24 protein-coding genes and 2 tRNA genes are annotated in these 26,828 nt (G+C 65.8%); 7 read left to right on the forward strand and 19 right to left on the reverse strand.

Going from position 1 to position 26,828, the window contains the following annotated elements:
- The first annotated feature begins 17 nt into the window (after positions 1-17).
- Positions 18-1,094 carry an FUSC family protein gene (locus AC4D2W_RS05215; RefSeq protein ID WP_490925825.1) on the forward strand — a complete coding sequence of 359 codons (1,077 nt, stop codon included), beginning with the start codon at positions 18-20 and terminating at the stop codon, positions 1,092-1,094.
- Positions 1,095-1,124: 30 nt separating this feature from the next.
- On the opposite strand, the gene AC4D2W_RS05220 is transcribed toward AC4D2W_RS05215, so the two are convergent.
- Together AC4D2W_RS05220 and AC4D2W_RS05225 are read right to left on the reverse strand one after the other, a co-directional pair.
- Positions 1,125-2,231, reverse strand: coding sequence for an App1 family protein phosphatidate phosphatase (locus AC4D2W_RS05220; RefSeq protein ID WP_490925826.1), 1,107 nt, complete (start codon positions 2,229-2,231; stop codon positions 1,125-1,127).
- A gap of 103 nt (positions 2,232-2,334) precedes the next feature.
- Positions 2,335-3,417: a fatty acid desaturase family protein gene (locus AC4D2W_RS05225; RefSeq protein WP_490925827.1), complete on the reverse strand. Its 1,083-nt coding sequence runs from the start codon at positions 3,415-3,417 to the stop codon at positions 2,335-2,337.
- Between the two features lie 224 nt (positions 3,418-3,641).
- Between AC4D2W_RS05225 and AC4D2W_RS05230 the strand changes: the two genes are divergently transcribed.
- The 3 genes from AC4D2W_RS05230 (at position 3,642) to AC4D2W_RS05240 (ending at position 7,045) form a co-directional block, all read left to right on the forward strand.
- Positions 3,642-4,919 carry an alanine racemase gene (locus AC4D2W_RS05230; RefSeq protein ID WP_490925828.1) on the forward strand — a complete coding sequence of 426 codons (1,278 nt, stop codon included), beginning with the start codon at positions 3,642-3,644 and terminating at the stop codon, positions 4,917-4,919.
- Positions 4,916-6,223 carry a D-arabinono-1,4-lactone oxidase gene (locus tag AC4D2W_RS05235; protein ID WP_490925829.1) on the forward strand — a complete coding sequence of 436 codons (1,308 nt, stop codon included), beginning with the start codon at positions 4,916-4,918 and terminating at the stop codon, positions 6,221-6,223. Before AC4D2W_RS05230 ends, AC4D2W_RS05235 begins: the two co-directional genes overlap by 4 nt.
- A gap of 87 nt (positions 6,224-6,310) precedes the next feature.
- Positions 6,311-7,045: a lysoplasmalogenase gene (locus AC4D2W_RS05240; protein WP_490925830.1), complete on the forward strand. Its 735-nt coding sequence runs from the start codon at positions 6,311-6,313 to the stop codon at positions 7,043-7,045.
- 71 nt (positions 7,046-7,116) lie between these two features.
- Here AC4D2W_RS05240 and AC4D2W_RS05245 read toward each other — a convergent pair whose 3' ends face one another.
- On the reverse strand, positions 7,117-7,845 hold the full coding sequence (locus AC4D2W_RS05245) for an NUDIX domain-containing protein (RefSeq protein WP_490925831.1): 729 nt from the start codon (positions 7,843-7,845) through the stop codon (positions 7,117-7,119).
- 388 nt (positions 7,846-8,233) lie between these two features.
- On the opposite strand from AC4D2W_RS05245, the gene AC4D2W_RS05250 reads away from it, so the two are divergent.
- On the forward strand, positions 8,234-8,833 hold the full coding sequence (locus AC4D2W_RS05250; protein WP_490925832.1) for a DUF1349 domain-containing protein: 600 nt from the start codon (positions 8,234-8,236) through the stop codon (positions 8,831-8,833).
- A 37-nt stretch (positions 8,834-8,870) separates the two neighbouring features.
- Here the strand turns inward: AC4D2W_RS05250 and nhaA are convergent, their stop codons facing one another.
- From nhaA to AC4D2W_RS05320, 14 genes are all read right to left on the reverse strand, one after another.
- On the reverse strand, positions 8,871-10,637 hold the full coding sequence (gene nhaA, locus AC4D2W_RS05255) for a Na+/H+ antiporter NhaA (RefSeq protein WP_490925833.1): 1,767 nt from the start codon (positions 10,635-10,637) through the stop codon (positions 8,871-8,873).
- A gap of 188 nt (positions 10,638-10,825) precedes the next feature.
- A tRNA-Ala gene (locus tag AC4D2W_RS05260) sits at positions 10,826-10,901 on the reverse strand.
- A 69-nt stretch (positions 10,902-10,970) separates the two neighbouring features.
- Positions 10,971-11,046 (reverse strand) — tRNA-Ala (locus AC4D2W_RS05265).
- 165 nt (positions 11,047-11,211) lie between these two features.
- Positions 11,212-11,895 (reverse strand): histidine phosphatase family protein, encoded by a 684-nt coding sequence (locus AC4D2W_RS05270; protein ID WP_490925834.1) that lies wholly within the window; start codon positions 11,893-11,895, stop codon positions 11,212-11,214.
- Positions 11,896-11,908: 13 nt separating this feature from the next.
- On the reverse strand, positions 11,909-12,307 hold the full coding sequence (rsfS, locus tag AC4D2W_RS05275; RefSeq protein WP_400928177.1) for a ribosome silencing factor: 399 nt from the start codon (positions 12,305-12,307) through the stop codon (positions 11,909-11,911).
- A 21-nt stretch (positions 12,308-12,328) separates the two neighbouring features.
- A complete protein-coding gene (locus AC4D2W_RS05280; RefSeq protein WP_490925835.1) occupies positions 12,329-13,081 on the reverse strand; it encodes a hypothetical protein in 753 nt (250 codons plus the stop codon).
- Between the two features lie 23 nt (positions 13,082-13,104).
- Positions 13,105-13,824, reverse strand: coding sequence for a nicotinate-nucleotide adenylyltransferase (gene nadD, locus AC4D2W_RS05285; RefSeq protein ID WP_490925836.1), 720 nt, complete (start codon positions 13,822-13,824; stop codon positions 13,105-13,107).
- Positions 13,796-14,035: a hypothetical protein gene (locus AC4D2W_RS05290; RefSeq protein WP_490925837.1), complete on the reverse strand. Its 240-nt coding sequence runs from the start codon at positions 14,033-14,035 to the stop codon at positions 13,796-13,798. The genes nadD and AC4D2W_RS05290 overlap by 29 nt, the downstream gene beginning before the upstream one ends.
- 144 nt (positions 14,036-14,179) lie before the next feature.
- Positions 14,180-15,553 carry a glutamate-5-semialdehyde dehydrogenase gene (locus tag AC4D2W_RS05295; RefSeq protein WP_490925838.1) on the reverse strand — a complete coding sequence of 458 codons (1,374 nt, stop codon included), beginning with the start codon at positions 15,551-15,553 and terminating at the stop codon, positions 14,180-14,182.
- On the reverse strand, positions 15,550-16,806 hold the full coding sequence (gene proB, locus AC4D2W_RS05300; protein ID WP_490925839.1) for a glutamate 5-kinase: 1,257 nt from the start codon (positions 16,804-16,806) through the stop codon (positions 15,550-15,552). The genes AC4D2W_RS05295 and proB overlap by 4 nt, the downstream gene beginning before the upstream one ends.
- Positions 16,807-16,857: 51 nt before the next feature.
- Entirely contained in the window at positions 16,858-18,432 is a 1,575-nt protein-coding gene (gene obgE / locus AC4D2W_RS05305; protein ID WP_490925840.1) for a GTPase ObgE, read from the reverse strand.
- Between the two features lie 108 nt (positions 18,433-18,540).
- A complete protein-coding gene (gene rpmA / locus AC4D2W_RS05310; protein ID WP_104053918.1) occupies positions 18,541-18,804 on the reverse strand; it encodes a 50S ribosomal protein L27 in 264 nt (87 codons plus the stop codon).
- A 91-nt stretch (positions 18,805-18,895) separates the two neighbouring features.
- Positions 18,896-19,207, reverse strand: coding sequence for a 50S ribosomal protein L21 (gene rplU, locus AC4D2W_RS05315; RefSeq protein ID WP_104053917.1), 312 nt, complete (start codon positions 19,205-19,207; stop codon positions 18,896-18,898).
- A 363-nt stretch (positions 19,208-19,570) separates the two neighbouring features.
- The gene (locus AC4D2W_RS05320; protein ID WP_490925841.1) at positions 19,571-23,155 is read right to left on the reverse strand and encodes an Rne/Rng family ribonuclease; all 3,585 of its coding nucleotides are present in this window, start codon (positions 23,153-23,155) and stop codon (positions 19,571-19,573) included.
- 427 nt (positions 23,156-23,582) lie between these two features.
- Between AC4D2W_RS05320 and AC4D2W_RS05325 the strand changes: the two genes are divergently transcribed.
- Entirely contained in the window at positions 23,583-24,206 is a 624-nt protein-coding gene (locus AC4D2W_RS05325; protein WP_490925842.1) for a vitamin K epoxide reductase family protein, read from the forward strand.
- Between the two features lie 230 nt (positions 24,207-24,436).
- Here AC4D2W_RS05325 and AC4D2W_RS05330 read toward each other — a convergent pair whose 3' ends face one another.
- The gene (locus AC4D2W_RS05330) at positions 24,437-25,072 is read right to left on the reverse strand and encodes a CG0192-related protein (protein WP_490925843.1); all 636 of its coding nucleotides are present in this window, start codon (positions 25,070-25,072) and stop codon (positions 24,437-24,439) included.
- A 132-nt stretch (positions 25,073-25,204) separates the two neighbouring features.
- Here AC4D2W_RS05330 and AC4D2W_RS05335 point away from each other — a divergent pair, with 132 nt between their 5' ends.
- A complete protein-coding gene (locus AC4D2W_RS05335; protein WP_490925844.1) occupies positions 25,205-26,314 on the forward strand; it encodes an SDR family oxidoreductase in 1,110 nt (369 codons plus the stop codon).
- A gap of 86 nt (positions 26,315-26,400) precedes the next feature.
- Here AC4D2W_RS05335 and ndk read toward each other — a convergent pair whose 3' ends face one another.
- Entirely contained in the window at positions 26,401-26,817 is a 417-nt protein-coding gene (gene ndk, locus AC4D2W_RS05340; RefSeq protein ID WP_490925845.1) for a nucleoside-diphosphate kinase, read from the reverse strand.
- Positions 26,818-26,828: the final 11 nt, after the last annotated feature.

The raw sequence follows: 26,828 nt of genomic DNA on the forward strand, positions 1-26,828 counted from the left end.
TTCGCCGAACAGGGAGCATGCTTCGCGGCACCACTCTCTCCGGCGTTTCCAGCCGTCTCAAGGGCATCCTGCGCTACACGCGCCTGCAGCTCTCCATCAAGGCAGCCCTTGCCGTGGCCGTTGCCTGGACCGTCGCTCCGCTGGTGCCCGGTGTCGCCGCGCAGTACCCGTACTACGCCCCGCTGGGTGCCCTGGTGAGCATGTACCCCACCGTCTCGGGTTCCGCGAAGGCCGGCATTCAAACCCTGATCGGACTCGTCACGGGCATTGCCCTGGCCCTGACCGGCCTGCTCTTCGGCAGCCCCACCACCTGGACCATCGCCCTCATTGTGGGCGTTGGAGTCCTGCTCGCCGGCATCCCCAAGCTGGGCGCCGGCCAGGACTACCTCCCCATGGCTGCCCTGTTTGTGCTGGTGGTCGGCGGTGACGATCCGGACGGCTACTCACTGGGCTACACCGTGCAGATGCTGGTGGGCGTAGCCGTGGGCCTGAGCATCAACGCCGTTGTCTTCCCGCCGCTGCATTTGAACGGCGCCGTGGACGGACTGGCTTCCCTGCGCCTGGCCCTGTCCCGCCAGCTCAAGGAAATGGGGACCGCCATTACGGAGTCCTGGCCGCCGAAACATGAGGACTGGTCCGGCCGCCGCAGCGAACTCATCTCCTTCAGCAAGGAAGTGCGTGAGTCCGTCCAGCTCGCGGAACGCAGCCGCTTCGGCAACCTGCGCAGCCGCCGCCACACCCGCGATCTCGACGGGGACTACCGGGCGCTGCGGGCCATGGAGCGGGTGACGCTGTATGTGGAGGACATGACCGAGGTCCTCGCCACCGCCATCTGGACCCTTCCAAAGGATATGCCGGTGCAGGATCAGCTCTCCGAACAGCTTTCCGAGGCGATGCTGGCCTGCGGCGAAGCGGTGGAGAAATGGGATGCGGATACCGAGGAATATGCCCGGGCGCGTGAGGCCGTCCACAAGCTCCAGATCGATATGAACTCCCAGGCATCCCCGGACAGCCCCGTGGACGTCACGGCCTCCCTGGCGATGAGCATGCGCCGGATCCTGCGCACCGTGAAAACCGAAAAAGACCAGCCCTAGCTGCTGCCCGGCCGGCAGCAGCCCCGGCGGTTAACCGGCCTCGGGCAGCAGCCCCAGTTCGCTCAGCTGCCGGGACATCCCTGCACCGTCCGGAGCGTAGATCCAGGGGATCTCGGACGGCCGCTCACCCGAACGCGACGGCGAGCGGCCGCCGGCCAGGACGGCCTCGCCGGCCGAAAGCTGACGGATGGCGATGGCCCGGACATTCTCCGGATGCCGCTTGGCGAATTCTGCATAGATCGCTTCGTCGTGCTGCCCGTTGTCACCAATCAGCAGCCACTTAATCTGCGGGAACTCCTTGGCCAGGCGTTCGAGCTGCGTCTTCTTGTGCTCCTGTCCGCTGCGGAACCAGCGGTCCCTCGTGGGTCCCCAGTCTGTCAGCAGCAGCGGTCCGGCCGGATACAGGTTGCGGGTGATGAATCGGGTCAGCGTCGCGGCCACGTTCCAGGCGCCGGTGGACAGGTACAGGACGGGGCCGCCGGGGGTCTCCCGGGACAGCCGGTCCATTGTCACGGCCATGCCCGGGGTAGGGGTGCGCGCGTGCTCATCAAGCACGAAGGTATTCCAGGCGGCAAGGAACGGACGCGGCAGCGCGGTGACCATGATGGTGTCATCTATATCCGAGACCACTCCCACCCGGGCGGACGGGTCCACGATGTACACGGGTGCGACGGCGGCTTCCGAATCTTCCGAGCGCAGCGTGACGGTGGTCCAGCCCGGTGCAAGCTTCACCGGAATGACGACGTCGATAACGCCGCCGCGGTCCGCGGTGACCGGGTACTGTTCGCCGTTGATTTCCACAGTGACGGCGGCCTTGTTGATCGGGGGGCTCATGAAGTTGCGCCAGCCGCGGATACCGTCACGGATGGCCTTGGCACCCGCCGAATTCTCATCGGGTGAGGCATATCCCGGCTTGGTGAGAATGACGCGCCCCAGCACCCGAACCCACTCCGTGCTGCCGTAGCCGGTGAAAGGCAGGACGGTTTGGACTTCACCCCGTTTGCGTGCCCGTCCTTCGCGGTAGTTGTGGAGGGCGTCTTCCAGGCGCATGCCGATGTGGCTGGCCTGCTCCTTGACTGAGGAGGAACCGTCGGAAGCGGAAGTGCTGGCGGAATGGTCTGTTGGTGTCGGAGACATGGCTCCAGTCTGTCAGATGCAGCCGCAGCAGCAGCAAAAAGCCGGCAGCACCGCCCATAGGCAATGCTGCCGGCTTTCCTGCTGCCGGTTTGTGAGCGGCGGATTACCGCCGGTACTGCGAAGTCAGGGGGCAGTCGAAGGGATCCCTCGCGGAGAGGCCCACCGTGTTCAGGTAACGGACAACGATTCCGTAGGACTGCGTCAGGGACGTCTCGGTGTAGGGAATCTTGTGCTCGGCGCAGTAGGCCTTGACGATTTCCGACGCGCGGGCCAGGTGCGGGCGGGGCATGTTCGGGAAGAGGTGGTGCTCAATCTGGTAGTTGAGCCCGCCCATCAGGGTGTTCATGCCCTTTCCCTTGATGTTGCGGGAGGTCAGGACCTGGCGGGAGAGGAAGTCCGCCTTGGAGTCCTTGGGCAGGATCGGCATGCCCTTGTGGTTGGGAGCAAAGGAAGCGCCCATGTACACGCCGAAGACAGCCAGCTGCACACCGAGGAAGGCAAATGCCATGCCCACCGGGAGGAAGAAGAAGACGGCGCCGATGTACAGTCCCAGGCGCAGGAACACCATGGTCAGCTCCGTGAAGCGGCCCTTGATCTGCTTGTTGGCGAAGAGGTGCTTGATGGAGGTGGCATGCAGGTTGATGCCCTCAAGCATCAGCAGCGGGAAGAAGAGCCATCCCTGGCGGCGGGCAAACCAGGCCATGAAGCCCTTTTGCCGTGCCGCCTGCTCCGGCAGGAAGGAAATGGTATCCATGTCGATATCCGGATCCTTGCCGATGGTATTCGGGTTCGCGTGGTGCCGGCTGTGCTTGTTCATCCACCACTGGTAGCTGATGCCGACGACGGCGTTGGCAACAAAGCGCCCCGCGCGGTCATTCGCGGGACCGGATTCAAAGACCTGCTTGTGGGCTGCCTCGTGGGCAATAAAGGCCAACTGCGTCAGCAGCACTCCCAGCGCAGCAGCGATCAGCAGCTGGAACCAGCTTTCACCGATCAGGAAGAACCCGGTGCCTGCGGCTACCAGGCCGGCGCACAGAAAAACGAATGTCGTGATGTAGAAAGAACGGCGGCGCTTCAGCAGCCCTTCCTCACGAACAGCCTTCAGCAACCCTGAATAGCTGCTGACGACGGAGTTGGTGCGGGTCTTCGGTACGGCTGTCTTTGCTGGTTGTGCAGTTGCGCTCATGCGAACCTCTGGAATCTTCGGCTTCCCGGCCGGCGGTAATCGAGCAAATCTGCTCTGCGGATACCCCAGCGTACCTGTATCGCAGTAACAAAGGTGTGATCCTTTGCATATGTTCGTCATTTGTGTCCGCGGCGCAGGTGTTCGTCCGCCGTTCCCGCCCCTCGGCAGCTAGTATCCGCAGCAGCCCCCAAAGACAGCAGTGCGTCCCGGATTGGACTGGCGACATGACGTTCCCGAAAACTCCCCGGCCCGGGTACGGCGCGCTGCGTCTTGGCGAGTCCGCGGATACCGGCGGGACTCGGCCGTGGCAAGATCCGGCAGCCTATTGGCCGGCCCTCAGCAAGGCTGTTGCCCATCTGGCCGCACCGGTCGCAACACTGGACGCCGGAGCCCTGCGTTTCAACGCTCAGGATCTGCTCCGGCGTGCCGGCGGCACTCCCCTTCGTGTCGCCAGCAAATCCATCCGGGTCCGCAGCGTTCTTGATGCCCTGTTGGAACTTCCCGGTTTCCGCGGCATTTTTGCCTTCACCCTCGCTGAAGCACTGTGGCTCGCCCAAACCTGTGACGACGTCGTCGTTGGTTATCCCAGCGCGGACCGCGCCGCCCTGGCCCGGCTCTTATCCGATGAGCGGCTTGCCTCTCGGGTGACGCTGATGATTGACGACGAGTCTCAGCTGGACCTGGTCGATTCCGTTGCGCCTGCCGGCCGCCGGCCCAGGGTGCGGGTGTGCCTGGACGCCGACGCGTCGTGGCGGGCGCCGGTCCTGGGGTTCATCGGCACGCGCCGTTCTCCTGTGCACACCGAGCCCGACGCCGTGAACCTCGCCCGCCGCATTGTTGCCCGGCCGGGATTCACCTTGGTAGGACTGATGATGTACGAGGGCCAGGTTGCCGGGGTCGGCGATGCTGCTGCCGGTTCGGCGGTGATGAATACCGTGATGCGCTGGGTACAGCCGCGTTCGATGAAGGAGCTCAGCGCCCGCCGCGGTGCCATTGCCCGCGGTCTGGCGGAACTCGCGGACCTGGAATTCGTGAACGGCGGCGGCACGGGATCCGTCGAGGCCACCGCCGCCGATCCGTCAGTCACCGAGATAACCGTAGGGTCGGGACTGTTCGCAGGCCATCTCTTCGACTCCTACCGTGCGTTTACTCCGGCACCGGCCGCCGCCGTCGCGCTTGATGTGGTGCGCCGCCCCGCCGCGGGCATCGCCACCGTCCTCGGCGGCGGGTGGATAGCTTCCGGGCCGCCCGGGACGTCCCGGGTCCCGCAGGTGGCCTGGCCGCCGGGGCTGGCGCTGCTGCCGCGCGAAGGGGCCGGCGAAGTACAGACTCCGCTGGCCGGACGGACGGCGTCGGGTCTTGCCGTGGGCGACCGCGTTTGGCTGCGCCATGCCAAGAGCGGTGAACTTTCGGAGCGAGTCAACGAATACGCGGTGGTGGACGGCGGAAGTGTTGTGGCTCTGCTGGCCACCTACCGCGGTGAAGGAAAGGCGTTCCTGTGAACGCCGGAAACCGGGTCTGGCGGAATTGGGGCCGCTCCGTCGCGGTAACTCCCCGGTCCGTTGAGCGCCCGGATTCCCTCGAAGCGCTGCAGCTGGCCGTCAAACGGGCGGCTGCGGCGGGCAGGCGGGTCAAGGCCGTGGGCGCCGGCCACAGCTTCACCGCCATTGCAGCCGCTCCGGACGTCCTGCTGCAGCTGGACAAGCTGCAGGGAATTATCGACGTCGACCGCGAGCGCCGGCGCGTAAGGTTCCGGGCCGGAACCCGCCTTTACCGTGTTCCGGGCCTGCTGTCCGGGCTCAACCTGGCCATGCCGAACCTGGGCGACATTGACCGGCAGTCGCTGGCCGGAGCGATCTCCACCGGAACCCACGGGACCGGCGCCGGATTTGGCGGACTCGCCACCCAGGTGGCGGGGCTGACCCTGGTCCAGCCCGACGCCGGCCTGCTCACCGTGGACGACGGCGATCCGCTGCTGCCGGCCGCCGCGCTTGGCCTGGGCGCCCTGGGAATCATTGCCGATGTCACGCTGCAATGTGTACCGGCCTTCGCGCTGCAGGCACAGGAGGAGTCCGAACTGCTGGCCGATACGCTGGCGGCTCTGGGCCGGCGGATTGGCTGCACCGACCACTTTGAGTTTTATTGGTTCCCGCACACGGACCGCGCAGCAACGAAATCCAATACCCGGCTGCCGGGGTCCGTCCCCCTTCACCCGCGCCCGCCGCTGAGCCGCTGGATTGATGAGTCGCTGTTATCCAACTCCCTGTTCCGGGCCACCTGCGCTGCCGGCACCGCCGTCCCGGCCCTCATACCGCCGGTGAACCGGGCAGCGGCCCGGCTTTTGGGCGGACACAGCTACACGGAAGCCCCGCACCGTGTCTTTACCCAGCGCCGAACTGTCCGCTTCCGGGAAATGGAGTACGGCCTTCCCGCCGACCATCTGCCGGCGGCTTTCGCTGCAGTGCGGCAGCTGGTTGAAGACCGGGCGTTGCGGATTTCCTTTCCGCTGGAGGTTCGCTGGGCTGCCGCAGATGATCGCTGGCTGTCCACGGCGTACGGCCGGGACACCGCCTACATTGCCGTGCACCGTTATTACCGTGAAGATCACCGGGAATACTTCACCGCAGTGGAGGAGATCCTGCTGGCCTTCGGCGGGCGGCCGCACTGGGGCAAGCTGCATTCCCTGGACGCCGCATCGCTGTCTCCCCGGTATCCCCGCTTCCATGACTTCCTGGCCGTGCGGAACCGGCTGGACCCGGACAGGCTCTTCGCCAACGACTATCTGGACCGGGTGCTGGGGCCCTGAAGCCCGGATTGCGCCGACCCGGCGGGCCCGCGCAGCGCGGCGCCCGATCCACCATAGGATGGGCTCCTGCCAACCCGAAGGAGTCCCGTGACCGCCGCCACCGCCCGGAGCCGAACCATTATGCAGCCCCGTTCACGGTGGTGGGGTTTCCTGCCCTTCGCCGCGGTTTCCGCGGTCCACGTCGGCGCCCGGTTTGCCGGCTCCGCGGACATTGCAGAGCCAACCAAGCTCACGCTGATGCCGCTGCTCGCCGTCGCCGCCCTGTGGGCAGCCCGCGGGAACAGCTCCGGGACCCGCCGCGGCATCGGCTCTGCTCCCGACCGCGCCCTGCCTTCGATCCTGTTGTTAGCGGCGCTCTTCTTCTCCTGGCTGGGTGACGGAGCGGCCGCCTTCTTCCCTTTCGCACCGGAGCTTCCGGTGATGCTGGCTTCCTTCGGCATAGCCCACCTTTGTTACATCTGGCTTTTGGCCCGCTATGTGGCCCGCCGGCCCTTCCCCCGGTGGGCACTGGTCTTTCCGCTGTGGTGGGTACTCATGCTCGTGGTGCTGTGGCCTGCCCTCGGCAGCCTGACGCTGGCCGTGGCCGCCTACGGGATCGTACTGGCCGGAACGGCAGCCACTGCCGCACGGTGCAGCCCAACGGTGGCGGCCGGCGGGGTGTTGTTCCTGGCTTCCGACACGATTCTGTCCCTCCGCATCTTTTTGCCCGACGCCATGCCGAACTGGACCAGCGCCGTGGTGATGCTGACCTACTGCGCCGGGCAGGGCCTGATTGTGGCCGGGGTACTCCGCACCCGCGCCGCGGGGCATCCGCTCCAGTAGTCCGGTTCAGTAGCCCGCTTCAGTAGCCCGCTTCAGCGGCCCGGCTCAGTAGTCCGCTTCAGCGACCCGGTTCAATAGCCCAGCAGCTCCCGCAGCCGGCCGGCGCCCACCACCGATGCTCCGATCGGGCGGCTGCGGTCGGTGAGCTCACGGTCGCTGGTGGCAACGGTGACCGTGAGCCCGGCGGAGGCCAGCTGCTCTGTCAGGGTGATAACGGCGTCGTCGCCGGAACCTGCGGCACGGACCAGCTTCACCGGCGGTGTCTGCAGCCCGGGCTGCTCCGGAGCGGGGACATCGCGGGCCCGTCCCTCAAGGACCACCGTGTATTCGGGAAACGCGGTGTCCCCGGGAAGCTCCAGGAAGGCGGAAGGGATTCCCCCGGCAGCCAGGGCCGATACTGCCGTGATGAGCCGCGATGCTGCCCCCGCGCGGTCCTTCCACCAGCCGTCCGGAACCGAGCCGACAACATTGGCCGCGTCCACGACAACTGCCGGCCGCACCTGCAGCAGCGGCCGCAGCCCCGGCCAGGAACTCCGGAACGCCGGATGCAGCGGAAGACCTTCCACCTCATCCGGGGGAACCCAGGCCAGCGCCAGGCTTTCCGGATCACTGATGACGGGATCAAACGGTTCCACAACATCACCAATCAAGGTGGCGTAACTCCAGACCCCCAGATCCAGCACGCTCATCAGCCGCGGCCTGATGGCTGCGGCCGGAACACCCGCTTCCTCTGCTGATTCCCGCAGTGCAGCGGCCGGCGCTGACTCCCCTTCATGCCGGGCGCCGCCGGCAGAGCCCAAGTGTCTCCGTGATGGCTCCACGACGCACGGTGCTGCAGCAGTATTCCGCGTCCCGGGTCGAACGCCAGCAGCCCCGCGGCACCGAACCGGCCCCAATACCGCTGGCCGTCCGGTGCGGTGACCCAGGCGTCACCGGGATTCCTCGGACCGGCGCGGCGGGGCGGCTTATCCGAAGCTTGGTGCTCAGTAATCATGTGCCCACCCTGCCACACGGGCTGAGTTGCAGCACGGCGCCGCCGGTGAACGTGGATCTGTTAGCCGGACCCGCCGCGACACGCCACCGGGCTTCCCGGCGCCGGAACCGGGGACTGGAATTATGGCCGTCATCAGCCCCGCCCCGCACGGGCCTGCGAACACTCTCCGGAGGACGAACTTGTCAGAGGTGAACTTGTCAGACGATGAACTTCGGCGCGGCCCGATCCCGTGGCCGGCCGGCCGGTGGACGCACCCGCCGGTACGCTCCGCGGAGGACGGAACCGATCTGCTGGCGGAGGCCACCGAGGGCTCCGATGCGTGGCGGACAACGGCCTACGGCTTTATCCATGAATCCGAGCATGCCCTTCTGTCGCCCTTCGATGCCGGCTCCGCCGTGGAAGTTGCTTTCACTGCAAATCTCCCCGCCCAGTTCGATCAGGCCGGCGTGTTTGTCCGCGTGGACGGCTCCACATGGATCAAAGCCGGACTCGAACGCTCAGACGGTTTGCTCCAAGTGGGCGCCGTGGTCACCTATGGTGCTTCGGACTGGTCGGTTGCCCCCGTCCAGGACTGGGACGGGCAGAAAGTCACCGTTCGGGTCAGCCGCACCGCCGATGCCCTCATTATCCGGGCCGGAATCGCGGAAGCGCCGCTGCAGTTTGTGCGGGTGGTCCCGTTCGCCGGGGATCGAAAGGCCGAGGCCGGCCCGTTCCTGTGTGCTCCGACCCGGGCCGGGCTCACCGTCCGGTTCCATTCCTGGGAGGTGACGGATGCCGATGTTTCGCTTCACTGATCCTGAGCGCCGCGATTCGAAACGCGCCACCCCGGAGTCAGCGCTGCGGCAGCGCGTCCAGCGCGCTGATGAGCGCGGCGGCGTCAAAGGGGCCGGTGTGCCGTGCTGAGCCCACGAAAAACGTGGGCGTGGAAGAAAGGTCCATGAACTCCGCGTCCAACGCATCATCCTCCACCCGGTTATTGACCGCGGCAGACTGCAGATCGTCCCGGAACTGCTCCATGTCCAGTCCCAGGTCCCCCGCATAGCCAATCAGGTCCTCGGCCTCCAGATGGTCCTGGTGCCGGAAGAGGAGCTGGGCGTATTCCCGGAAGGCCCCCTGCCGGTCTGCGGCTTCACTGGCCCGCGCGGCTTCCTCCGCGTGCGGATGGACCCTGGTCAGCGGCAGGTGCCGCCACACATAGACCAGCCGGGGACCGAAATGTTCCCGCACTTCGTCGATGGAACCGGTGGCCCGCGAGCAGAAGGGACATTCGAAGTCCCCGTATTCAATGAGCTGCAGGGGCGCCTGGGGATCACCGCGGAAATGGTCCCGTTCCGGATCGAAGGGCCGCACCAGGAAACGCCCGACGGACGACGGCGGCTGCACCCGGTCCACGACGCGGAACCAGGCCCAGCCCACCGCAAAGGCAATAACGGAAGCGGCAAGGATCCCCACCCGGGCCTGCGCCTGCAGCGCGGGATCCTCCACGGCAAGCCCCACAATGAACAGGGAAATGGTGAATCCGATTCCGCACAGCACCGCTCCCCCGCCCACGCGGGCCAGGGTCAGCCCGGGAGCCAGCTGCCCGATGCCCGTGACCCGCAGCAGCGCCGTGGCCCCGGTGATGCCCACGGCTTTTCCGATCACCAGCGCGATGATGATGCCCCAGGTGAGCCGGGACGTTGCCGCTGCTTCAAGGGTGGCACCGTCCAACCGGACCCCTGCATTGGCCAGCGCAAACAGGGGCAGAATCAGGAAGGACACGTAGGGGCCGTAGGACCGCTGGAGCCTTTCATTGATGGAGATGGATTCCTTCAGGCTCCGCGCCGTTGCGGCCGCATACTCGGGGTTGGGCGATTGCCGGAAGGCCTGTGCCAGTTCAGCTGTCCGTTCAACGTGTCCGCGCCGCGGAGGATAGACGGGAATCAGCAGCGCCACGGCCACCCCGGCGAGCGTCGGATGCACTCCTGACGCGTAGAGCGCCACCCACGCCGCCAGGCTGAGCAGGGCGTACGCGGGACCGCGGCCCAGGGGCAGGAATCTCACCAAACCCACCAGTATCAAGAGGAACACCGCCGCGAGCAGCGGAACCAGCTTCAGGCCCCCGGTGTAAAACACAGCAATCGCAGCCAGGGCACCGACGTCGTCCACCACAGCCAGCGTCAGCAGGAAAACCCGCAGCCGGCCCGGAAACTTAGGTCCTGCCACCGCCAGCGCCCCCACTAGGAATGCTGTGTCAGTGGAAATTACGGCGCCCCAGACCGCCGCATTTTCACCGGTCGGATTGAGAAGCAGGAAAATGCCGGCCGGAACCACGAGTCCGGCCAGGGCCGCGGCCACCGGAACCACGGCCCGTGCGGGTTCCGTCAGCTCGCCGATGGTGAATTCGCGCTTCACTTCCAGACCGACGGTAAAGAAGAAAAACGCCATCAAACCGTCATTTACCAGGTCATGCAAGGACATTTCCACGGAAGTTCCGCCGATTCGGAGGTCGACGGCGGTGGCCCAGAACTGCGCGTAGGAGTTCCCGAACGGAAGGTTGGCCCAGATCAGCGCCAGTGCGGTGAACGCCAGGAGCAGAGAAGCGGAAATCTTTTCCACGTCAGACCGCCCCGCGTGGGCGGCGTGGAAGTTCCAAGAGTGTACGCATCCAAGCATTCTGCGCCGCGACGGCCACCGGGACCAGCACCGGCGGCAGTCAATGCCCGGGACTTCGCTCTCGGTGAAGCCGGCGGAAGCAGATACAAAAAATGCCCCGCCGGTAGGCGGGGCATTTTCTTGATGCGTTTTGGTGGAGCTGAGGGGATTCGAACCCCTGACCCCCTGCATGCCATGCAGGTGCGCTACCAGCTGCGCCACAGCCCCAAAACAAGTGCTGTCCGATGCTTTCGCAATCGGATTTCCACCGCAAATCCTCCGGTTTCCCGAAAGTTTTGGTGGAGCTGAGGGGATTCGAACCCCTGACCCCCTGCATGCCATGCAGGTGCGCTACCAGCTGCGCCACAGCCCCAAAATCTATTTCAACTATGCCCGAACCGTTGGAATTTGTATCCCCCGGGCCGAAGCAACTCCTCTACTTTAGTACAGAAATAACAGAGTGCAAAATCGAACTACACCGGTGAAATTCGCGCCCCCGGACGGTCCTTTCAGCCTGCCGGAATGGCCTTCCGGCGAGCTACCCTTCCAGCGGTCCGCTGGGAAGGGAGTCCAGCCCCACGTTGTGCTGGGCCAGGTTCCAGCGGACGCCTCCGCCGGAGGTATCCCGCTCCTCGAGGACAGACCAGTGGCAGTTGGACACTCCGCTGATCACGGTCCAGGAATCGGTGGGCAAACCCAGCAGTGCGCAGATTCCGGCCCGGATGGCACCTCCGTGGCTTACCGCCACGAGTGTTCCTCCGGGCGCCAGTGCGTCGGCGGCTTCGGTAACGGCTTCCGCTACGCGCCGGCCCACATCCACACGGCTCTCTCCGCCGCCGGCACGCACGTCACCGCTGCCTGCGGCCCACCCCGCCTGTTCCTCGGGAAACTGTACGGCGATGTCCGCGAAGAGCATGCCTTCCCAGGCTCCGGCATAGGTTTCCCGCAGCCGCCGGTCCGTGCCCACCGGCTTTCCCGCGGCCTCCCCCAGCGCCTGGGCCGTGGCGAGTGCACGGCCCAGATCCGAGGAGATGACGACGTCGGGATGCAAATGCCTCAGCACCGCAGCCGCCTCTACGGCCTGGTGGGCGCCGGAGGGATCCAGGGCAATGTCCTGCTGGCCCTGGAACCTGCCGGCGCGGTTCCACTCCGTACGGCCGTGCCGCCAAAAGACAACACGTTTTCCCGTACGGGCGGGGTCCCAGGCGGCGGAGGAAGTCACTGGAAGTCCGGAACTACTCGGCGTCCGGGGCGGCGGGAGCCGAGACGGCTGCCCCTTCGATCTGCAGGTCGACGGCGGGGCAGTCCTTCCACAGGCGTTCCAGCGCGTAGAAGACACGGTCTTCCTCGTGCTGGACGTGGACAACAACGTTGGCGTAGTCCAGGAGGACCCAGCGGCCCTCGCTGCGGCCTTCACGGCGGACCGGCTTCAGGCCCTTCTTGGCAAGCTCTTCTTCAACACCGTCAACAATGGCGTTGACCTGGCGCTCGTTGGAAGCCGAGGCGATCAGGAAGATGTCCGTGATGGCAAGGCGGTCACTGACGTCGATGGCAACGATGTCGTTGGCCAGCTTCCCGGAGGCTGCCTGCGCGGCCACCCGTGCAATGTCAATGGATGATTCAGTGGCACTCAAAGTGTGTCTCCTTGTTTAACATCAGCTGCCAGAGCCGCCGACGATTATTACTACTGCGATGATCAGGGCCAGAATGCCCAAACCACCAATGCCCAGCGATACAAAACGCAGTCGCCGGGTGCGGCCGAGTCCAGCCGTCAACACGTCCAACGGGTCAAGCCCGAAAGCGCTTCTTGCACCGACGGGCTTTGCGCCGCCGGCAGAATCTATGGGTGCACTGTCATCTATGGGTGCACTGTCTCCGGAATCCGTCCGCGCCGCAGTACCGGCAGCCGCCTTGGCCGACTGCACGGGGATGGCGGAAGTGACAACGGGAACATGCGAGGTTGGCGGCCGCTTCATGACAGGCCGGTCCATTCCGGGGACGCGCACAAATTCCAGCGGTGTCACCATGGCCAGGTTATGCGCGGCTGCGGGGTCATTTACCGGAGCAATGGGCTCACTGCCCCCGGCGGGCCGTTCCGTGCCGGCCCCGGAAGCCTTGGCCTGGATGGCCTCCACGGCTGCGGCCTGGTTGCGGGCCTGTGCCTGCAGTCCCGCCCGCGCTTCCAGCTCCGCACGACGGCGGCGGTCCCGTCGCCCGCCCTCACGCACCGGGTTCAGTGCTGCCGGCGGAGCGTCGACGACGGTCGCAGCAGAGGTCTCTTCCGAGGCACCGGCGCGCTGCTGCTGGAGCCTCAGCTGGCGGCGGGTCGGCGGAGCGGTGTCCGCCGGTACGTCAGACGCACCGCTGCTGCGCGGCGGTGCGCCGGCGGACTTTGGACCCTTAGTCATTTCCTGCCCATCGGTTTTGTTGTTCAAGCTACTGGTTCGGAGGTGGCTGGAGACTGCTCGGCCGGCTGGGGTTCAGCGGCATACAGTCCGTGTTTGGCGATGTACTGCACCACTCCGTCGGGGACGAGGTACCAAACCGGTTCCCCGTCCGCCACCCGTTCCCGGCAGTCTGTTGAAGAGATGGCCATGGCCGGAACCTCCAGCAGGCTGACGTCGTCGCGGCCCATGTTTTCCAGCACGTGGCCCGGACGCGTGACGCCCACAAAGTGCGCCAGCGACCACAGTTCCTGGATGTCTTTCCAGGACAGAATCTGGGCCATGGCGTCTGCTCCGGTAATGAAGAACAGTTCTGCTTCCGGACGGGATTCACGCAGGTCCCGCAGGGTATCGATGGTGTAGGTCGGCCCCGGACGGTCAATGTCCACCCGGCTGACGGTAAACCTCGGATTGGACGCCGTGGCAATGACGGTCATCAGGTAGCGGTGCTCCGCCGGGCTGACTTCCCGCGATGATTTGTGCCAGGGCTCCCCCGTAGGCACGAATACCACTTCATCCAGGTCAAAGACGGACGCCACTTCGCTGGCTGCCACCAGGTGGCCGTGGTGGATCGGATCGAAGGTTCCACCCATCACCCCAAGGCGCACCCGCCGGTTCTCGGGATCCTGCTCCGGCGGTGCCGCCGAGAGGAACGTTCCCACTGATTCCACGGAGGAATCAGCCCTCGATGCCCTGGCCGTGGTCATGCTTGTTCGGGAACTGCCGCTGGGGATCGATGTGCTCGGCCGGTGCGTCGTGCCGGTTTCCCACGCTCGTGAAGGAGATGGTGGCAAACATCAGAACCAGCAGGATGCCCATGATGATGACGCCGTACATAACCGGGTCCATCGGAATGGACACGTGTTCTTCGGCCGTTTCACTGGCAGCAAGTACAGCGCTGGAAAGCTGGATCAGCATGGAATTCCCCTCAGGAGCTTTGAATAATCAGATCACCCGCGTCAGCAGGCACAGTAATGGTTTCCTCCAAGTCTACGCGTAAGCGCAGGCACCCTGTACCCGCCGCGGCGGCATGACCGCCCTCCCCGGCCGGCCTGCGGCGGCTCAGGTCCGGATTTGTCCGTCGCCCTGGACAATCCATTTGGTGGTGGTCAGTTCCCGCAGCCCCATCGGCCCGCGGGCGTGCATCTTCTGGGTGGAGATGCCCACCTCCGCGCCAAGGCCGAATTCACCGCCGTCGGTAAACCGGGTGGACGCATTCACAATCACCGCGGCTGAATCAATCTCCGCGATAAAGCGTTCGGCATTGGCCAAATCATTGGTGATGATGGCTTCGGTATGGCCGGTGGTCCAGCGGCGGATGTGGGCAAGGGCCTCGTCCAGGTCATCAACCATGGCCACAGCGAGGTCCAGATCCATGTATTCACGCCCCCAGTCATCGTCGCCGGCCTCGCTGGCTGTTACTCCTGCGGGAAGGACGGCACGGATCCGCTCATCGGCGTGCAGGCGGACGCCGGCCGCCGCCAGCGCGGACAGGACGTCGCCGGCAGCGGCGGCATCGCGGTGGACCAAAAGGGTTTCAACGGTATTGCATACGCTGGGGCGCTGGGTCTTGGCGTTGAGCAGGATGTCCACGGCCATTTCCGCCGGCGCACTCTCGTCCAGGTAAATGTGGACGTTGCCTTCACCCGTTTCAATCACCGGAACGGAGGCGTTGGCCACCACTGTCTGGATCAGGTCGCGGCCGCCGCGGGGAATCAGGACGTCAACCTTTCCGCGGGCCCGCATCAGCACGTTGGCGCCGGCACGGCCGTACGCGTCCACGCTCTGCACGGCATCTGCCGGCAGGCCGACGGCGTCCAGCGAGTCCCGGATGATGTCCACGAGCACCGCGTTGGTGTTCTCTGCTGCACTTCCGCCGCGGAGGAGGACGGCGTTGCCGCTCTTCAGCGCCAGGCCGGCAATATCAACGGTGACATTGGGGCGGGCTTCGTAAATAGCCGCCACCACGCCCAGCGGCACGTGCACCTGCCGCAGCCGCAGTCCGTTGGGCAGCGTCTGTCCGCGGGCAACGGAGCCCACGGGATCGGGCAGTCCGGCCAGCATCTCCAGCGCTGCGGCCAACGCGTCAAGGCGGTCCGGGGTCAGTGTCAGGCGGTCCAGAAGCGCTGCAGACGTTCCCTTGTCCCGGCCGGCCGCAAGGTCCCGGCCGTTGGCTGCGAGCACGAGGTCCCGCTGGGCAACGATGTTGCGGCCTATCTCCAGCAGACCCAGATCCTTGACGGCGCGGTTTGCCCGGGCCAGGCGGCGGGCGGCAGTCCGGGCACGGTCTGCCAGGGCGTGGACGCCCGACTCGACCTGCTCGGCGGTGCCGGTTACAGGTGCCTCAGCCGCGGCTTCAGCAGTCTCAGTTTCAGCAGTCTCAGTTTCAACAGTCTCAGTTTCAACAGTCTCAGTGCGTGCATTCACGGCGCTCATGCTCCCAGTGTATTGGCGGTTGCGGCGGGTGCAACGGCGGACGACGGCGCCTCCGGGACTTCCGGGGCCGGCGCACCGGACCCGTGGTCCTGCAGGAGAACCAGGTCATTCACGTGCACCACAGCACGTTCATAGCTGCGGCCCAGATCCTTGGACAGTTCGCGGGTGGACCGGCCGAGCATCTGCGGCAGTTCATCGGATCCGTAGTTGGTCAGGCCGTGGGCAATGACGCTGCCTGCCTGATTCGAGATGGCTACTGGATCGCCGGGTTCAAAGTGCCCTTCCACGGACGTGATTCCCGCCGCCAGCAGCGACCGGCGCCGGTCCCCCACGGCTTTGGCGGCGCCGTCGTCCACCACCAGCGTGCCCTGGATCCGGGCCACATGGGCCAGCCACAGCAGCCGCACCGGCTGTCGGCGGCCGCGGCCGGTGAACCAGGTTCCTACGTCCTCACCGGCCAGGGCGGCTGCGGCATTGGAGGTTGACGTGACCAGGGCAGGAATGCCGGACTGGGCGGCGATGGTGGCCGCTTCCACCTTGGTAGCCATGCCGCCGGTCCCCACTCCGGCGCCGCCCACCTTGCCGATCCGCACGTCTTCGAGATCCTGCATGCCGGTGACTTCGGGAATCCGCACGGCGCCTTCGGAGGGCGGGCCGTCATAGAGTGCATCGACGTCGGAGAGCAGGATCAGCGCATCGGCCTTGACCAGGTGGGCCACGAGGGCGGCCAGGCGGTCGTTGTCGCCGAAACGGATCTCGTGGCTGGCCACGGTGTCATTTTCATTCACGATGGGCACGACCCCGAAGTTCAGCAGCCGTTCCATCGCCCGGTTGGCGTTGACGTGGGTGGTGCGCCGCATCAGGTCTTCCACAGTGAGCAGGACCTGGCTGACGGTGACTCCGTGTTTTCCGAAGGCTTCGGTGTACCGGGCCATGAGCAGTCCCTGCCCCACGGAGGCAGCGGCCTGCTGGGAGGAAAGCTGGGTGGGACGCTTGGTCAGTCCCAGCGGTGCCAGGCCGGCGGAAATCGCACCGGATGACACCAGGATAATTTCCGTCCCTCCGGCACGGCGCGCCGCCAGGACATCCGCGAGGCGGGTCAGCGCTTCATCGGAGATGCCGCCGGCAACGGAGGTGAGGGAGGACGAGCCCACTTTCACGACTATGCGCCGGGCGCGGGCAAGCCCGCTGCGGGATCGAAGCGTACGCCGGGGCGCGGAAGCAGTGAGGGGGAAGGCTGTGTTGTCAGTCATGTCCCCACCACTTTATGCGTACTCCGCGCCCCTGCGGGCTGTGTTAAGCCGCTATTCGCCGTCTTTCGGCGCTGCCGGCGGATTGTGCTTATAGTTCACCGATTCGGTCCAGATTCCGGCCTTGCGCTCGGCTTCCAGCTCTGCACGCGCTGCCGCCCGGGCATCACGGCGCTGCTGGTGGTCTTCGCGCTTCTCTTCACGGGTGGGCCGGGAGAACTCTTCGATGCGGATGTCCGAGCCGCGCGGGGACGCTGCAAGCAGTTCCGCGCCGCCGATCATGGTCGGCTCCCAGTCGAAGACGACGCCGTCGCCCTCGCCGATCACCACGGCGTCGCCGGGCTTGGCGCCGGCCTTGAAGAGCTTGTCTTCCACACCGAGCTTGGCCAGGCGGTCGGCTAGGTAGCCCACGGCTTCGTCGTTGGTGAAGTCGGTCTGCTGCACCCAGCGCACCGGCTTGTCGCCGAGGACGCGGAACAGCGGTTCCAGGTTGCGCTCTTCCTTGCGGATGGTGAAGCCGCCCTTGGCGTCAGCGTTGCGTACGCGCAGGGTGGGGGTCTTGACCCGCGGCGGGGCAGTCTTCACGGCGGTGCGGGCGTCGCGGACGATTTCCGCCATGGCGTAGCCCAGGGCCTTCAGGCCCTCGTGGCTGGAGGCGGAGACTTCGAAGACGCGGTAGCCGCGCTTCTCCAGTTCCGGGCGCACAAACTCGGCCATGTCGCGGCCGTCGGGGACGTCCACCTTGTTCAGGGCCACCAGGCGCGGACGCTGGTTCAGCGGCACCACGTCTCCGTCGGTGCCGGCGAAGCTCATGTCCACCGTGTACTTGTCCAGTTCCTTTTCGATGATGTCCAGGTCACCGAGCGGATCGCGGTCTGTTTCCAGGGCAGCGCAGTCCAGCACATGGACCAGCGCGGCGCAGCGCTCTACGTGGCGCAGGAAGTTGTGGCCCAGGCCCTTGCCCTCGGAGGCACCTTCGATGAGTCCGGGAACATCGGCAACGGTGAAGCGGACGTCGCCGGCTTCCACCACGCCCAGGTTTGGGATCAGGGTGGTGAACGGGTAGTCGGCAATCTTGGGCCGGGCAGCGGACATCGCGGCGATCAGCGAGGACTTGCCGGCGGACGGGAAGCCCACCAGGGCAATGTCGGCAATGGACTTGAGCTCCAGGACAATGTCCCGCTCGTCGCCGGGAATGCCCAGGAGGGCAAAGCCGGGAGCCTTGCGCTTCTGCGAGGAGAGCGAGGAGTTGCCGAGGCCGCCCTGGCCGCCGGCGGCGGCAATGTATTCAGTGCCTTCACCAACGAGGTCGGCGAGGACTTCGCCGTCCTTGTTCTTGACGACGGTGCCGTCCGGCACCGGCAGGATCAGCGTTTCGCCGGTCTTGCCGTTGCGCCAGTCGCCCATGCCGTTGCCGCCGTTGGTGGCGTGGCGGTGCGGGACGTGGTGGTAGTCGAGCAGCGTGGTGGCGCTGGAGTCAACGCGCAGGATGACGTCGCCGCCGTCGCCGCCGTTTCCGCCGTCGGGCCCACCCAGGGGCTTGAACTTTTCACGCTTGACGGACACGCAACCATGGCCGCCTGTACCGCCCGAAACATGCAGCACTACGCGGTCTACAAAGCTGGCCATGGTTCTCCTTCAAAGGAACTACTTGATCATGCCAATTCTACTTGGCTTAAAAGACAACGGGGCGGGCCATCAAGGCCCGCCCCGTCGGAAAAGCTAATTTGCCGGTAATTACTCGGCGGCTGCAGCAGCCACGATGTTCACGACGCGGCGGCCACGACGGCTGCCGAATTCAACTGCGCCTGCTTCGAGGGCGAACAGTGTGTCGTCGCCTCCGCGGCCAACGCCCTCGCCCGGGTGGAAGTGGGTGCCGCGCTGGCGAACGATGATTTCGCCTGCCTTGACAACCTGGCCGCCGAAACGCTTTACGCCGAGGTACTGGGCGTTGGAGTCGCGACCGTTGCGAGTGGAACTCGCACCTTTCTTATGTGCCATTTTCTACTGCCTGCCTTTGCTTTACTGATTATGAAACTCAGGGGCGGGATGCTTCCCGCGTTCCCGGCCCCTAGCGGAGCCGGCACGAGAATCAGGAGTTGATGGACGTAACCTTGACCTTGGTCAGCGAGGAGCGGTAGCCCTGACGCTTCTTGTAGCCGGTCTTGTTCTTGAATTTCTGGATGACAATCTTCGGACCCCGAAAATTCTCAACGATCTCTGCCGTCACGGTGACCTTGGCCAGGTCCTGTGCGGAAGAGGTGACCTGGTCGCCATCAACCAAAAGCAGGGCGGGCAGCTCAAATGTGCTGCCGGCTCCACCGGGGACGCGGTCCAGGGTTACGAGGTCTCCGACGGAAACCTTTTCTTGGCGGCCGCCAGCGCGGACAATCGCGTACACCACTTGGGAACTCACTTCTCTCGACGTTAATACTTGGATGCGCATTTGGCTGGGCTAGATATTCGCCCGCCTTGCGCCATGCAGTCACGCCCTGTACCGAAAACGGTTTCGAAGGCGTTCGCACCGAAGTTCAAGGTTACGCTACGCAACCGATAACCCGCAAATGCTGGGGGCTTCCAGGCGCGCCGCCTTTTCGGACGTCACTGCTCTTGTACTACTTTATAGCATTTTCCGCTCCATCGCCGCCGGAGGAAAGAAGGAGGACAGCGAAGGAGGACAAGCCACAGGACAGAGAAGGAGGCGGCCACCCCTGCAAAGGGATGGCCGCCTCCTTCTGTTCGGGCCGGCAGGGCTCCGAAACGCTGTTTACAGCTCCGAGGCCGGGACGCCGACGCCCAGGATCACCGGAGCGGCACCGGCGGACTCGCGGCGCTTCTCCTGCTTCTGGGCTGCCGCAGGAGCGGCAGCAGCATGGCGCACGGCCACGGGAAGCGCAGGTGCGGACTCGGCGGGGCCGGTGTGGATGGCATCTGCGCCGGCCGCCCCCTGAGGGCTGCCCGCAGCACGACGACGGCGGGGCGCCCGTGTGGGCGCGGCGGCGGGAGCTGCGGAAGCCGCAGGTTCGGCTGCCCGTTCGGGAGCCGGGGACGCCACAGGGGCTGCTGCTGCAGGCTGGGCCGCAGCAGGAGCTTCCCTGACCTCAGCCGGGGCCTCCGCGGCCGCAGGAGCCTGGACGTTCCGTGCGGCAGCACTGCTCCGGCGGGAGCGGCGAGGCGCCCGGGCTGCAGGCTGTCCGTTCCCGGCCTCAGCCTGCTTTACCTCGGGCTTGTTCTGCTCAGCCGGCTGCTCCTGGACCTTCTGCTGCTCCGGTGCCGCAGCGGCAGCCACATCGTTGAAGGCCTCGGCGAGGTTCTCCAGCGTGAAGCGGGATTCCTCCCGGACCGGCTCACGCCGGTCACGGCGCGGAACCACCACGGTTTCGCCCTGAATCTTCAGGACGGCTCCCGCATCAGGGTCCAGCGGCTCAACCGGAGCTTCGGCGGCCGAAGCCGCTGCAGCCTGTTCGGGTTTGCTGCGCCCCGCTGCCCTCTCCCCCGCCTCAACGGTGTCGTGGGCGGCGGCGGTGGCAGCAGCAATGGTTGCCAGCGCGGCGCGCGCGGCTTCGGCCTTCGCCAACCGCTCGGCGTCGTCCTGTGCCGGCTCCTCCGTCTTGGCCGGTGCTTCGACGGCCGCGGCAGGGGTCTGCTGCGGAGCGCCGGAGCCGCGGCTGCGGTTGCGCTTGCGGTCACCGCGGGACTGCTTTTCCTGCTTCAGGTGCTGCTGGTGGTTGTCCTCGGACACGGCGTGCGCCACCACGCTGTTTGCGGGGTTGCCGTTGTAGCTGGTGCTGCGGCGGTGCTCCACGGGGATCTCATGGGTGATGACACCGCGGCCGGCACATGCCTCGCACTCTTCCCCGAACACTTCCAGCAGCCCGGTGCCCATGCGCTTGCGCGTCATCTGGACCAGACCCAGCGACGTCACCTCGGCCACCTGGTGCTTGGTCCGGTCACGGCCCAGGCACTCAACGAGGCGGCGGAGCACCAGGTCGCGGTTGGCTTCGAGCACCATGTCGATGAAGTCGATGACGATGATGCCGCCGATATCCCGCAGGCGCAGCTGGCGGACAACCTCCTCGGCCGCTTCCAGGTTGTTCTTGGTGACGGTTTCTTCCAGGTTGCCGCCGCTGCCGGTGAACTTACCGGTGTTGACATCCACCACGGTCATGGCTTCGGTGCGGTCAATGACCAGCGAACCGCCGGAGGGCAGGAATACCTTGCGGTCCAGTGCCTTGGCGATCTGCTCATCGATCCGGCTGGCAGCGAAGATGTCTTCGTCCTTGGTCCACTTCTCGAGACGTCCCACCAGATCAGGCGCCACGTAAGTGACGTAGGCCTCGATGGTGTCCCAGGCCTCTTCGCCCGAAACGATCAGCTTGGAGAAGTCCTCATTGAAGACGTCCCGGACCACCTTGATGGTCAGGTCCGGCTCGCCGTACAGCAGTTCCGGCGCCAGCGTCTTGGTGGACTTGGCCTTGGCCTCAATGGTTTCCCACTGTGCCCGCAGGCGGTTGATGTCATTCATCAACTCTTCTTCGCTGGCTCCCTCGGCCGCGGTGCGCACAATGACGCCCGCGTCCTGGGGCAAGTGGTCCTTGAGGATCTTCTTCAGCCGGTTGCGCTCCACGTCGGGCAGCTTGCGGGAGATGCCGGTCATGGAACCGCCCGGCACGTAGACGAGGTAGCGGCCCGGCAGGGAGATCTGGCTGGTCAGGCGGGCACCCTTGTGGCCCACCGGATCCTTGGTGACCTGCACCAGGACGGAATCGCCGGACTTCAGCGCCAGTTCAATGCGGCGCGGCTGGCCGTCCAGGCCCGCTGCGTCCCAGTTGACTTCACCGGCGTACAGCACGGCGTTGCGGCCGCGTCCGATGTCCACGAAGGCGGCTTCCATGCTGGGCAGCACGTTCTGGACCTTGCCGACGTACACGTTGCCGATCAGCGAGTCCTGCTGGGTGTTGGACACGAAGTGCTCGGCGAGGACGCCGTCTTCGAGCACACCAATCTGGATCCGTTCGTCGCGCTGGCGGACGATCATCTGCCGGTCGACGGACTCGCGGCGGGCCAGGAACTCCGCCTCGGTGATCACGTGGCGGCGGCGGCCCGACTCGCGGGACTCGCGGCGGCGCTGCTTCTTGGCTTCGAGCCGGGTGGAACCCTTGACGCTGGTGACGCGGTCGGACACGGGAGCGTCGGCGTGGGCACGCGGCGCACGGACGCGGGTCACCGTGTTGGGCGGATCGTCGTCGGCTCCGCCGGTCAGTTCCAGATCGGCGTCACCGCGGCGGCGGCGGCGACGGCGGCGCGAGGTCACACCCTCGTGGCCTTCCTCCCCGGCGGGCTTTTCCGGTGCGGCTGCCGCTTCCTCCGGGGCATCCTTGGAGGAATCTTCGGCCTCTGCAGCGTGTCCTGCGGAAGCGTGCTGGGAGTCGGTGCGGGTACGGTTGCGCCCGCGCCGGCTGCGCCGCCGGCTGCGGTTCTCTTCGGAATCCTCATCCTCATCTGCGGCGTCGCCGGCGTCATGCACCGGGGCGGGGCGGACAACGCTGAGGTCCGGGGCGTGGAACAGCGGCAGGGCCGGAACCGCAAACGGGTTCAGGCTTGAAACGGCATCGGCGTCTTCGGCCGCGGCTTCTTCCTGCTGCTGCACTGTTCCGGCCGGGGCTGCTTCGGCAGCCGCAGTCCCAACAGGTGCCGGAGCAGACGCCGAGGCCGCAGAGGCAACGGTGTCATCGGCGGCAGCGACAGCGGCATCAACCGGGGCCTCCGGCGTCTGCTGGGCAGCCTTGGCCGGACGGCGGCGGGCACGGGTCTTGGGCGCAGCCTTGGCCTCGGGGGGCTCTGCAACCACTGTTTCCTCAGCGGCAGGAGATTCGACCGTCTCCGCGACAGGCTCTGCTGCCGCTTTCTTGACGGGCGCACGACGACGGCGGGGAGCCTTCACCGGCGCCTCATCTGCGGGTGCCGCTTCAGCGGGGGTCTGTGCAGCCGGAGTCTCAGCAGCCGGCTCGGCGGGTGCTTCCACAGGTGCTTCCGCGGCGGGGGCTGCCTCTGAGGCCGGAACCGTCTTGCGGCGGGAGGCCCGCACGCGCTTCGGCTTCTCGGCGGGAACGGTTTCTGCAGCGGCCTCGGCGGGAACTTCAGCTGAAGCTTCGGCAGCAGGCGCCTCTGCGGGGGCGGGTGCAGAAGCAGCCACCGACTTGCGGCGGCTGCGGGTGGCTCGCTTGACCGGTTCCTTAACCTCGGGAGCATCTGTCCCGGGAGAATCCTGGCCCTGCGCAGAATCCGCCGCGGGTGCGGGTTCAACGCTGTTTTCGTTTGCTGCTAGGTCATTATTCAGTGCTTCACTCATAAAAGGCTACGCTCCGGCCCCTGCGGCACTGGCCACATTCCAATGCCCAGCGGGCAATGTGTCGGCTGTACGGGGGGCATCAGTTGCCTGCCGTCAGCCGGAAGTCGTCTGGATGTCATCCGAGGTCGCGCCATCTGTAGGGCGCGGTATCACTCGAAGACCAGCGGCGCTTTTCCTGCTACCTGTCGGCACGTAAACGACGTTGCCGCTGCGGGTAGGTCTCATCGGCGGATTCCCTGGTTCCCATCCGGATTGATGGGCGAACTGCTTGGGAAGCGTCACCGACAGAACCGGAAGCCTGTCGCTGGACCGGTGCCGGAATGTGGTTCCGCCATCAGCCACAGTCATTATCTCACACACCCGTCTTTTTGGCCCGCAACAGAGCATAGACTCGACACATATCGCCACCAGCCAAAAGGAGATCTCCGTGCCTTCCACCGCCGCCAGACAGCAAGCCGCTTTCCGGGACACCGAGCAGCGCGCGCCGGAACGGGGCTTCGCCTGGACTCTGCTGATTACCGGCGTCGTCGGCTGGCTGGCCTCGGCCGTCCTGGTCCTGGAACGCCTCCGTGTCTACGCGGACGCCAACTACATCACCAGCTGCGACATCAGTCCCTGGGTTTCCTGCGGCACCGTCTTCAAGACCTGGCAGGCAGCGATCTTCGGTTTCCCCAATCCGCTGATCGGCATTGTGGCCTTTGCCGTTGTCATCACAACCGCCATGGGGATGCTGGCCGGCGCCCGGTACGCCCGCTGGTACTGGCTGGGCATGCAGGCAGGCGTCACGCTGGGCATGGTGTTTGTGGTGTGGCTGTGGAGCCAGGCACTGTTCGACATCTATGTACTCTGCATTTACTGCATTGTTGTCTGGACCGCGATGATCCCGCTCTTCGTCTTCACCACCGTGCGCAACCTTGCGCAGGGTGTTGTCCCTGCCTCTCCCGGGCTGGTGAAGTTCCTCTCGGAGTGGACCTGGGTGATTGTGGCGCTGCTGTGGGTGGCAACCGCGGCAAGCATTTTCTTCCGCTTTATCAACTCCTTCCTCGGCTAGCAGGACGTTCACGCCGTCTGAACCGCGGCGGTTGAAGCCCGCCTTCTGAACTCCGCCTTCTGAACTCCGCCTTCTGGACCCCACCTTCTGGACCCCGCCTTCTGAACTCCGCCGAGTGTCGCGCAAATACGGAAACAGCCGCCCCAGTGCGGCATCTGCGCGACACTGGATGGGCGGTTAGGGCTTTTACGCGACACTCGAACCGGAATGGGACGCCCGACGACGGCTGGTCAGCCGCGCGGCAGGGCCCACGCCAGGAGGACGGGAACGTCCTGGCCATTCCAGGTTGCGGTCAGGGACGGATCCGCCACCGCTTCTCCGCCGAGTTCCAAGATGCGAACCACCGAAAGGTCCCAGTTTTCGGTCCGGATGCGGGCAACTGTCAGGTTATCCGGGCCCGGCTGCGGTCCTTCAGCAAGTTCTTCGCCGTCGGGCAGGCCGCTGGCCACAACGCTGATGGTCTCAGGGATGTCCTCCCGAACGCCGTCGTTCAGGAAATACTGCGCGGCCTGCCCTTGGCCCGAGAGGATTGAAACGGCCAGCGCTTCTGCATACACGGGGTCCGCGCATCCGTCGTACACCCAGCGCCGTCCCAGCACTGAATGCTCCATCGTGCTGATGAGGTACTGTTCTGCGCCCTCCAACGGTGCCCCGCGGTAGGTCAGCGGAACCTGGACCACGTTGGCTCCGACGGCAACAAGATGGGTTTCGATGCCCACATCTCCGTCCGGGTCATCGAATCGAAAGGAACCCACGCGCTCCAGGGGCAGCTCGCCCGTGCGGGGAAACCAGGAGGTTGTGGGCAACCAGGACGCGAGAATTTCCATTTTGTCCGGGTGCAGGTCTGCGTGATAAATGAGTGCCATGCGCCCAGCCTAGGGGCTCTGCGTCCGATCGTCAGGAATTTCTCCCGCCGCCGGCCGGTTGTCGCCTTCAAAGCCCCCGGCAGGTTGACCCTGCCGCGTCCGGCTGAACGCACCATTTGATCCAGGAGAACCATGCTTAGAACTGTCCCGACGGAAAACGCCTCATCCAACTCTGCGCGCACCGCGCTGGTGGCAGGTGCCACCGGAATCGCCGGTGCCGCAATTGTGGATCTCCTCTCCGCGCAGGGATGGACCGTCCTGGCCCTGTCCCGCAAAGGCGGCGCCCCCGACCCGGCGCGCCCCGGCGTCGTGCCCGTTGCCGCGGACCTGACCAATCCGGAAAGCCTCACCGCCGTGTTGGAAGACAAGCATCCGACGCACGTCTTCTTCACCTCCTGGTCCCGGCAGGAAACGGAAGTGGAGAACATTGCCGTCAACTCCGCAATGGTCCGGAATCTGCTCACCGCCCTGGAGCATGCGCCGCTGGAACACGTCGCCCTGATGACCGGGCTCAAGCACTACATGGGACCATTCGAGGCTTACGGCGAAGGCCCCATGCCTGACACTCCGTTCTCTGAAGAAGAGCCGCGCCTGCCGGTGGACAACTTCTACTACGCGCAGGAGGACGAGCTCATGGCCGCCGCCGAGCGGCAGGGTTTCGCCTGGTCCGTTCACCGCGCGCACACGGTGATCGGCTTCGCCGTCGGCAACGCGATGAACATGGGCCAGACGCTGGCCGCGCAGGCAACACTCTGCCGCGAGCTGGGCCTGCCCTTTGTCTTCCCCGGCTCGGAAACCCAGTGGAACTCCGTCACCGATATGACTGACGCCGGTCTGCTCGCCGAGCACATGCTCTGGGCTGCCACCGATCCGAACACCGCCAACGAGGCCTTCAACGTGGTCAACGGCGACGTGTTCCGGTGGCGTTCCCTGTGGCCGCGCCTGGCGGAATACTTCGGCGTGGAACCGGCCGGCTTCGATACCAAGCCGCGCCCGCTCGAGGAGCAGATGGCGGGCATGGACGAGGCGTGGGAGAAGCTCGCTGCCCGCTACAACCTGGCGGAACCGAATCTTTCCCGCCTGGCCACCTGGTGGCACACCGACGCTGATCTTGGCCGGAACATCGAGGTCCTCACGGACATGAGCAAGAGCCGCGTGGCCGGGTTCACCGGCTACCGCCGGACCGAAGATGCCTTCAAGGAGCTCTTTGACCGGCTGCGGGCCGAGCGCCTGATTCCGTAAGCCAAGCAAAGACGCAGAAGGGGCCGGCACCAATATTGGTGCCGGCCCCTTCTGCGTGTTTACAGCAAGGTCATGTACTGCGGGTTCTACTTGAACCAGATGCCGATTTCACGGGCAGCAGATTCGGGTGAATCCGAGCCGTGCACCAGGTTCTGCTGGACAGCAGTTCCCCAGTCGCGGCCGAAGTCGCCGCGGATGGTGCCCGGAGCCGCCGTGGTGGGGTCCGTGGTTCCGGCCAGGGAGCGGAAGCCTTCGATGACGCGTTCGCCTTCAAAGATCGCCGCCACAATGGGACCGCTCAGCATGAACTCAACCAGCGGTTCGTAGAACGGCTTGCCCTCGTGCTCCGCGTAGTGCTCTTCGAGCACCTCGCGGGTTGCATTGACCTTCTTCAGTTCCGCCAGGGTGTATCCCTTGGCTTCGACCCGGGCCAGGATTGCGCCGGAGAGCTTGCGCTCCACGCCGTCGGGCTTGATCAGTACGAGTGTGCGCTCAGTGCTCACGGTGTATCTCC

The sequence above is a fragment of the Arthrobacter sp. TJ-58 genome, assembly GCF_058269295.1.